Source organism: bacterium, from assembly GCA_040753085.1.
GTDB lineage: Bacteria > UBA9089 > JASEGY01 > JASEGY01 > JASEGY01 > JASEGY01.
Window position 1 is genome coordinate 1 of the sequence record JBFMHI010000114.1, and the last position, 8629, is coordinate 8629.

Annotated in this window: 9 protein-coding genes; all 9 read left to right on the forward strand. The window is 46.3% G+C overall.

Annotation, left to right across the window (positions count from 1 at the left end):
- Positions 1-315: 315 nt before the first annotated feature.
- The 9 genes from AB1797_10735 (at position 316) to AB1797_10775 (ending at position 8454) form a co-directional block, all read left to right on the forward strand.
- Complete coding sequence (locus AB1797_10735) at positions 316-1602, forward strand: gliding motility-associated C-terminal domain-containing protein (protein ID MEW5768077.1); 1287 nt, start codon at positions 316-318, stop codon at positions 1600-1602.
- Positions 1603-1821: 219 nt separating this feature from the next.
- On the forward strand, positions 1822-2859 hold the full coding sequence (locus AB1797_10740; protein MEW5768078.1) for a PorV/PorQ family protein: 1038 nt from the start codon (positions 1822-1824) through the stop codon (positions 2857-2859).
- A gap of 311 nt (positions 2860-3170) precedes the next feature.
- Positions 3171-3473: a hypothetical protein gene (locus tag AB1797_10745; protein ID MEW5768079.1), complete on the forward strand. Its 303-nt coding sequence runs from the start codon at positions 3171-3173 to the stop codon at positions 3471-3473.
- The gene (locus AB1797_10750) at positions 3422-4090 is read left to right on the forward strand and encodes a nucleotidyl transferase AbiEii/AbiGii toxin family protein (GenBank protein ID MEW5768080.1); all 669 of its coding nucleotides are present in this window, start codon (positions 3422-3424) and stop codon (positions 4088-4090) included. Before AB1797_10745 ends, AB1797_10750 begins: the two co-directional genes overlap by 52 nt.
- A gap of 29 nt (positions 4091-4119) precedes the next feature.
- Positions 4120-6180, forward strand: a complete 2061-nt coding sequence (locus AB1797_10755; protein ID MEW5768081.1) for a permease-like cell division protein FtsX — start codon at positions 4120-4122, stop codon at positions 6178-6180.
- A gap of 56 nt (positions 6181-6236) precedes the next feature.
- Entirely contained in the window at positions 6237-7145 is a 909-nt protein-coding gene (truB, locus tag AB1797_10760; protein ID MEW5768082.1) for a tRNA pseudouridine(55) synthase TruB, read from the forward strand.
- Positions 7146-7215: 70 nt separating this feature from the next.
- Positions 7216-7551, forward strand: coding sequence for a nucleotidyltransferase domain-containing protein (locus AB1797_10765; GenBank protein ID MEW5768083.1), 336 nt, complete (start codon positions 7216-7218; stop codon positions 7549-7551).
- Positions 7538-7957, forward strand: coding sequence for a HEPN domain-containing protein (locus AB1797_10770; protein ID MEW5768084.1), 420 nt, complete (start codon positions 7538-7540; stop codon positions 7955-7957). Before AB1797_10765 ends, AB1797_10770 begins: the two co-directional genes overlap by 14 nt.
- 68 nt (positions 7958-8025) lie before the next feature.
- Positions 8026-8454, forward strand: a complete 429-nt coding sequence (locus AB1797_10775) for a CDP-alcohol phosphatidyltransferase family protein (GenBank protein ID MEW5768085.1) — start codon at positions 8026-8028, stop codon at positions 8452-8454.
- The last annotated feature ends 175 nt before the right edge of the window (positions 8455-8629 follow it).

An 8629-nucleotide genomic window follows, 5' to 3' on the forward strand; every position in this document is an offset into this window, starting at 1 on the left:
GCAAGCTCGCCTCCGCTCGCACGGCTCAGCCGCCGCGCCGATGGATAGAGAGCGCCTGTAGTGGCTCACTAACGGTCACGGCTCGGATCGGTTTGGGGATAGGCCCTTAATTGTTACGATTATAGATAGGCTGAAGACTGAAGGCTTTTAGAAATAAATGCGGAGAGGAGATGATTGGACTTCAGCCTTCAGCCTATCTACCTGAATAGTTACGATTATAATCCATAACAAAGAAACAGGTCAAGTAAAAAGTTGAGGAAAAAGGGGAAAAATCGGTTGCATAAGGGCTGTTTTTGTGGTAAGATGAAGGGCGATATGAAAAAGTTAGTCTGTCTGGTTTTGGGATTAATTCTATTAGGCTTAGGAGGGAGTAAAGCTTACGCCATACCCGAGGTTAGCCAAATAAAAGCTGACACTGAGGCTCACCTTAAAGACCCCAGAAAGCATCCGGGAGATATTACCCTTACCTTTGATCTGTCCGATACGGAAGAAGGAGGGCCTTACGACCTGGAGGTGCAATATCGAGGGGGGCCTCAAGCCGGCGCCCTGGGTTGGCAGCAGGCTACTTTAGAAGAAGGCTCCTCGGACTCGCCCGGCCTCCTCACCAACGTTGAGGCCGGTCATTGCACTTTAACCTGGCAGAGCAGTATAAACGAGGGTGGCGCCTCCGGCCATGACTACATCATTAGGATTACTCCTTACGACCCCCCCAATACCAACCCCGGGATCTCCTCTCAGTCCGATACCTTTTCTCTGAACAACCAGTATCTAAAATCAATCCGTATAACTAAAGCCACCGGAGTGGCCGAGCTGGAACTTCACGGCACCAAGATCGAAATTATACCAGGGGCCTTTGCCGGGTGGTTTAGCACTGAAAGTGAAGATGTAATACTCACCGTCAAGGAGATTATCAAGGGTTCTACTGAATGGGCTGAATTGCGAGAAAAAGAAGAAGGACTCGAGATAACGGATGATGCTCTACCTTCCTATATTGGGGATGTCCTGGATGATACCTACCGGGAGTTCCGCATTACCAGGAACAGTAATTATATCGACTGGAAGATTGCTTTTACTTCTGACTATCTCATTATGACTATTCCATATACTGATGTGGCGGTGCATGAAATTGAAAAAGAATTTCGAATATACGGATTAATAACTGACGGCTGGGTAAGGCCGGAAAGGTTGCCGGGGGTGATGCCTACTGAAGGGCAGTTTATCGATACCGAGAATAATCTGGTTACCGCCGCTATCCCCAGCCAGTTTTATCTTGTGCCTTATTATCGAATCGGGGTTATCTACGTCCCTGACTTCCGAAACGTAGTGGTCTACCCTAATCCTTATAAACCTTACGATGGACAAATCAGGACAGGTGACGCCACGACCGGGATTGTCTTTATCAATCTGCCTGAAGCCCACAATCAGATTAAGATATACAATCTGGCCGGCGAGTTAGTGCGGGAATCTCCAACTACCTGGGTAAGCTGGACGTGGGATGCTAAAAACAACGGCGGAGAATGGGTCGAGAGTGGGGTCTATTTCTATGTGATTACTAATGAGCGGGGGGAAGTGAAGACTGGGAAGCTGGCTGTCATCAGATAGTCGTAGTGCCTTGTCAAGTTAGTACAAGTTAGTATTTGTGGGTAAAGCCTCTTTTACCCCACACCTTAATCCTCTCCCCTGAGGGGGATTACTTCTACAAGAGACCAACCTATCAAATCAAATCTGAGAGGGTAGTAGTATCTTCTCAATATTTTGGGAAAGGTCAGTGATCGGTCCCAAACCGCCTCCCTCGCCCAACATGGACGAGGGGGTGGTGGTATGGCTCAGGAGCTTTTTGATGGACAGTGGGGTGAACCCATGAATACGATGAATACGATGGAATACAAGGGCTATATGGCAAAGAGGAGAGCTGTTAGAAGCAAGATATTATTAGTGGTTACCCTATCCTTGATCTATCTTGTCTGCCTGGCCAACCCGGCTCAGGCAGGAGAGAAATTTGTCAGCACCACGATGGCTACTTTTCTCAAGCTGCCGGTGGGCGCCAGACCGACGGCTTTAGGGGGGGCCTTCACCGGTGCAGCCGATGATGCCAATGCCCTGGCGGTAAATCCGGCCGGACTTTCTCAGCTTAACTACCGTCAGGTGATAGTCAGCCACCACGAGTGGTTTCTGGACAACGCCTATGAGTATTTAGGCATTGTCCATCCTGTCCCCTTTGGCCGGCTGGGAACAGCCGGTCTAAGCATCCTTTATCTCAATCTGGGAGATTTTGAAGGCACATATTACCGGGATGCTGAAGCGGGGATCAAGGCCGGTCAACCAGCCGGTGATTTTACCGCCTCAAACCTTTCAGTAACCCTGTCCTATAGCTGGCAAATGCGAAACGATACCCTGGCCGGCTTGAGATTGGCCTTTTTGAGAGAAAGATTGGAAGAGGAGACAGCCAATGGGATGAGCCTTGACATAGGAGTGCTCCACCGGCTTAATCTTGTGCCTGGCCTGATTATTGGGATTACCGTAAAAAATATGGGACCCTCGATAGAATTCATCTCCAGAAAAGGCCCCCTCCCCTTTACAATCCAGGCAGGCGCCTCCTATCGGGCCCTGGGAGACGATCTCCTCCTTACGATGGATATTGTCGAACCGATTGATAATGAAGTAGGCCTTCATCTGGGCGCTGAATATCGCCTTTTTGACACCTTCATCCGGGTAGGCTATAGAAAAAGCGATCTTGGTCCTGGAGTAACTGGTGGGCTGGGATTTAAGTTGACTGAAAATTACCGCTTGGACTATGCTTATATCCCCTTTGAGGACCTCGGTCGAACTCACGCCCTTTCCCTCCTGGCTAAGTTTTAATCGATGGCTGGCGACTGATAGTTAATGTAACCGTTCAAGTATAGCTGCACGGATTAGCACAGATAAATAACACAGGACAGAAGGCGGAAGTGTAGGGACAGGGCTTGTCCCTGTCCGTGCTTGTCCATGTCCGTTCCGTAGACGGACAACCACAAGGGTTGTCCCTACAGCCTAAGGACAGACCCTAATCACGGACACGGCTCACGGATTTTCCGTGTTTCATCTGTGTGCATCTGTGGCTGAACGGTTACTAGTTAATAACACCTGTCGGGAAGGCTATTGAACTTCAGCCTTCAGCCTATCTACCTGAAATGAAAAAGCTGCCTGAATTTTTAAATAAGTATTTTTGGGAGGTAGAATTTAAGAATATAGACTTGCAAAAACGCCGGGTGTATGTTTTGAGGCGAATTTTGGAGTATGGTGATGAGCAGGCCGTGGCCTGGATGTGGAATAATTTCAAGAAATCAGAAATAAAGAATGTCTTATCAAACTTTCGTGGCTATTCTCAAAAAAGCGCTAATTATTGGGCTCTTATATTAGATGTGCCCAAAAAAAAGGTATTATGTTTGAAGAAACCCTCATCAAAGGAGCCAAGGACATTCTGGCCTTATTAGGTCGTTCAGGTATTTTGAAAGATGCTTATTTGGCCGGTGGTACAGCGGCGGCTCTCCAATTAGGGCACCGTATCTCGATAGATTTTGACTTTTTTACCATGAAGGAATTTGTGCCCAAAAGTTTTTCGGCTGAACTGTCAAAATTAGGTGTATTTGATGAAGAGCAGGCCAATAAAGGGACGGTTTTAGGCAAAATTGAGGGGATAAAATTTAGCCTTTTTATTTATAAGTATCCTTTGATCTTTTCCCCTTTGAAATATCTGTCATTGAATATAGCTGATATTCGAGACATTGCGGCGATGAAGATAGATGCGGTAGCCACTCGAGGGGCGAAGAGGGATTTTATTGACTTGTACTATATATGTAAATCTGGTTATGAATTAGCAACAATTTTAGATTTCTATAACAAAAAATATGGAAAATTAGCTTCTAATCTTATTCATATTCAAAAGAGTTTGGTGTTTTTTAATGAGGCTGAGTCTGAGGAAATACCAAGGATGTTGAAAGAAGTAAAGTGGAAAGAGGTAAAGAAATATTTTGAGAGTGAAGTAAAGAAATTATCTGGTAGTCTGGTATCTTCCAAACCAAGACACCAGACTACCAATAACTTTGCCTGATTGCTGACACCTGAACGCTTACGATAATAATGTATATTAAATATTTCGCTGCTGAAACCCTCAGCAACTTTAAAAGAAGTGAAATCTGGCTGGTGATAGCGGCCATTACCTTGGTTTGTTTCGGATTTGGTTTATGCCTTAATTTAGCCCTGAATGTCCAATTATCCCTGGAAGAGATCGGCAGACGGACCCCTATTATTGTCTATTTTCAAGAAAATTTAAGCCAGAAAAAGATCGGTCCTCTCAAAGAGACTATCCTCAAAATGGAGGGGGTCAAAAAGGTAAATCATATCTCCTCCGGAGAAGCCCTTAAAAGACTTAAAGAGAATTTAGACCTCCCCTCGAGTCTGGAATCAGCTCTTTTCCCTGACACCCTGGAGGTATTTGTGACTAAAGAGGGATTCTCCGCCAGAATAACCCAGTTTTCACAAATAGCCCTCAAGATCAGCCAGTTAACCGGAGTAAAGGAAGTAGACTATGGAGCTGAGGTTATGGCCCCCCTGGTCAAGATTGACCAAATCAGTCGACTGGCTATTTGGGGGATAATGATCGTCTCTGCTTTAATTGTCTTTTTGATCGTCTCCGGTTCCATAAGATCGGCGGTGGCCGCCCGGATTAAGACCATGGAGACCATAAGGTTACTGGGGGCAACCAATTGGTTCATTGGCTGGCCCTTTATCCTGGAAGGGATATTCCAGGCAGGACTCGGCAGCGCCCTGGGTAGCATCAGCCTATGGATAGTTTACCAGTTTGGCCTCAAAGGGTTGGTTCTCTTCCCCTCTTTACCATTCGGATTTGTTTTCCTTTCTTTGAATTCAGTGGTATTCCTGATTCTGGTCAGCGGATCCCTTGGCGGCCTCGGAGGTTTTATCGCTATATGGAATCTTTTGAAGGAAAAAGGTGAAGAAAGTCGGGGCCATCTGGGGATTAGTCTTTGTGTCTTAGTGTCTTTAGGGTTGATCTGCCGAGTAGCTTACGGAGAAAATATAAAAAGTTACGAAAAAGAGATGACGGATGGACAGAAAAAACTGGAGAGTATAACCAGAGAGATCGAGAAAGAGAAGGATAAATTAGTTAAGACAAAAGAGAAGAAAAAGGAGATAGAGACTGAATTATTAAGACTCAATACCGACTTAAACAAGGGCGTATCTTCATCAGACAAATTAGGCCAAGAGGCGAAACAGATTGATACCAGACTTAAAAAGATTAATTACGATATTGCGGCTATTAATCAGAACCTCTTGAAATTGAAAGAAATGCTTTCTTCTTCCCTGCTTAACGTATATAAACATCGCCGAATAAGCTGGGTGGATGCCTTGTTTGGCCCGCCGGATTTACCTAGTTTACTCAGGCGGCGATCTCATTTCACCCGTCTGGCGGCCCAATATGCCTCTCAACAAATAAAAGAATTTGAAGACAAAAAGAACAAGGTATACTCAAAGAGAGCAGACCTTAAACAAAGCTATCAACAAGTGATAAAACAAAAGGGAGAGGTGGAGGGCACTTACTGGAAAAAGAAACAAGAGAGACTGGCCAAGGTTAAGTTATTAAACCAAATCGCTGAGGAAGAAAAGATGCGGCAAGATAGAATCGCCCAGCTTAACAAGGCTTCCGGCCGGATAGGGAAACTTCTTGTCCAGTTAGAAGAAATGAAGAAAAAGGTGGAGGCAAAGAAATCAGCCCAGCCAACCGGTTCAGTTAAAAGCTTGTCCTGGCCAGTGAAGGAGAGAAAGATCCTGATCGGCTTTGGCAAGCAGAATCACCCTGAATTCAAGACAAGCTTTATCAATAAGGGAATAGACATGGCGGCAGCTCCAGGTGAAACAATAAGGCCAGCCGCCGAAGGGAAGGTGGTCTATGTCGGATCCTTCAAGGGTTACGAAGGCGTGGTAATGCTTGATCATGGTAATAACCATTATACCGTATACGGCCACCTGGGGGAGATCGGGGTCAGGGAAGGTGAGAAAGTCCAATTAACTACCCCGCTGGGTAAGGTCGGAGAAGGCGGACAGATAGCCGGTCAGCCCTGCCTTCATCTGGAATTGAGGGTTAATGGTCGGGCGGTTGATCCAGGGAAATATCTTCAGTGATGGCGGATTACAGAGGCGAGGCCGCCCATGGGGGAAGCAACCGTTACCTATAAGCTATGGATGGGGTTCTAAACATAAACAAGGAAGCGGGGATGACCTCCTTTGAGGTCGTTTCCGTGGTCAAGAGATGGCTGAAACTAAAACGTGTCGGACATAGCGGCACCCTTGATCCGGAAGCCACTGGGGTGCTGGTTGTTTGCCTGGGCCAGGCCACTAAGATCATCCCCTTCCTTAATCAGGAAAAGAAAGAATACCTGGCCCAATTGAAGCTGGGGATAAAGACATCGACTCAGGATAAGTGGGGAGAGATAACCGAATCTATTCCCAGGGTGGTCGTGAATGAGGCGCAGATTAAAAGGGTGATGAAGGCCTTTGTGGGGGAGATAGAGCAGATACCTCCCATGTATTCTGCCCTTCATCACCAGGGGAAAAGGCTTTATAAGTTGGCCAGAGAAGGCGTGGAGGTAGAACGTCGTCCCAGGCAGGTCAATATCTATGAATTAGTCTATCTGGGGTTAAGTGATGGGCCTCATCCTGAGATTAGCTTTCGGGCCATAGTTGGGACGGGAACTTACCTGCGAACCCTTTGTGCTGATATGGGAGACGCCCTGGGGGCAGGAGGACATCTTAGCTCCCTTACCCGAACCAGGGTAGGCCCTTTTGAGTTGAGTAAAGCCCTTAGTCTCTCTCAACTAAAAGAAGCCAGAGAAGCGGGAAATATTACTGACCTCATTTATTCTATGGATGAAGCCCTCTCTTTCCTGCCGGTAGTAGAAACAACCTTTTCAGAGGTTAAGCTTATCTCTCATGGACGGCCTATTGAAGGCGGAAGGCGGAAGGCGGAGGGCGGAGCGTCTGTTTTACCTGACAGCAGTTTAGTTAGAGTGCATAGCCCGACTGGCCGGCTTCTGGCCGTAGGAAAGGTGAAGGATGCCCTGATCCAGCCGGTAAGGGTGTTTGTTTGAATTACTGGATTGGTGCCGGAGTGATAGATATCTTCGGAAACGAGGCGGGCGTAACAGGGGAGGGAGGCTAATGGTCAAGGATAAAAAAGCCCAACAGTTAATTTCAGGAATGGTCGAGAAGATAGCCGCCTCATACAAACCCTTAAAGATTATCCTTTTTGGCTCTTATTCTTACGGAAAACCAGACCAGGATAGTGATATAGATCTTTTTATTATCAAAGAGACGGATGAAAGACCTATTGATCGAAGAGTAAGTGTGCGCCAGATTGTCTCAGATAGAACCCGACGCATTCCTTTTGAGCCGATTGTTATCACTCAGAAAGAATTGGCCGACCGGATAAGGCGGGGCGACCAATTTATTGATGAGATATTAACCAAGGGAGAAGTGCTCTATGAGGAAAGATGAATCTCTTTATCCAGAGGATTGGTTTAAGATGGGAGCTAAAGAACTGAAACGGGCAGAAAACCTGCTTGAATTTGATGATCTTGAAGGCGCTGGGTTCAATATTCAACAGGCGATTGAGAAATATCTGAAGGGCTATCTTCTGTCAAAGGGCTGGAAGCTTCGAAGGATACATGAGTTAGAGACGCTTTTGAACGAGGTTGTTGGATACGAACCTTCTTTTGAAGAATTCCGTCAAGAGTGCTTGAAGATAACAGATTACTATATTGAAGAACGGTATCCTTTTACCGTAACATCTGAGCTTACTGAAGAAGAGGTGCGGATATCCCTGCAAGCAGCCAAGAAAATGATTGATAAGATTCTAAGATTGGTGAGGGCAAAAAGCAATGATGACCAGGAAGAAAAGTAATCTGGTCTGCTAAAAGAAGAGTCACGGAGAATGCCGATTTATAAAAGGCCGTTGGCCCAGGTCGAAAAATGACTATCTTAGATCAACTTACCCGAAAGAGGAAAAACCTGGCGGATTATTTAATACCGCCTCTTCCTTTTCAGGCCAAAGAGGCCACCAGGGTCGGAGGCTGGCTTTCCCTGGGGTGCGCCCTGGCGCTTTTAGGCCAAAAACCCCTACTGGCCGCCTTTCTTCTTTTTCTCGTTCTCGTATTTGATGGTATTGATGGTGTCCTGGCCCGACGGGCAGGGGAAAATAATGCCGAAATTGATTGGGCCGCTGACCGGTTCAGTGAGTTTATGATCGGTTCGGCTTATCTGATTTACCACCCAGGTTGGGGCGGGATAATTTTTCTTTTGTTATTTGTAATGAATAACTTCTTGCCCTGGAGAAGAATACCGGTTCTTCCCTTAAGGCAGGTGTGGTTAGTTATATTAGTTTCCATTTTTTGTAGATAGCATTAAAAAAGGGGTAACCGTTCAGCCACAGATGCACACAGATGAAAGACGGAAAATCCGTGAGCCGTGTCCGTGATTAGGGTCTGTCCTTAGGCTGTAGGGACAACCCTTGTGGTTGTCCGTCTACGGAACGGACATGGACAAGCACGGACAGGGACAAGCCCTGTCCCTACAC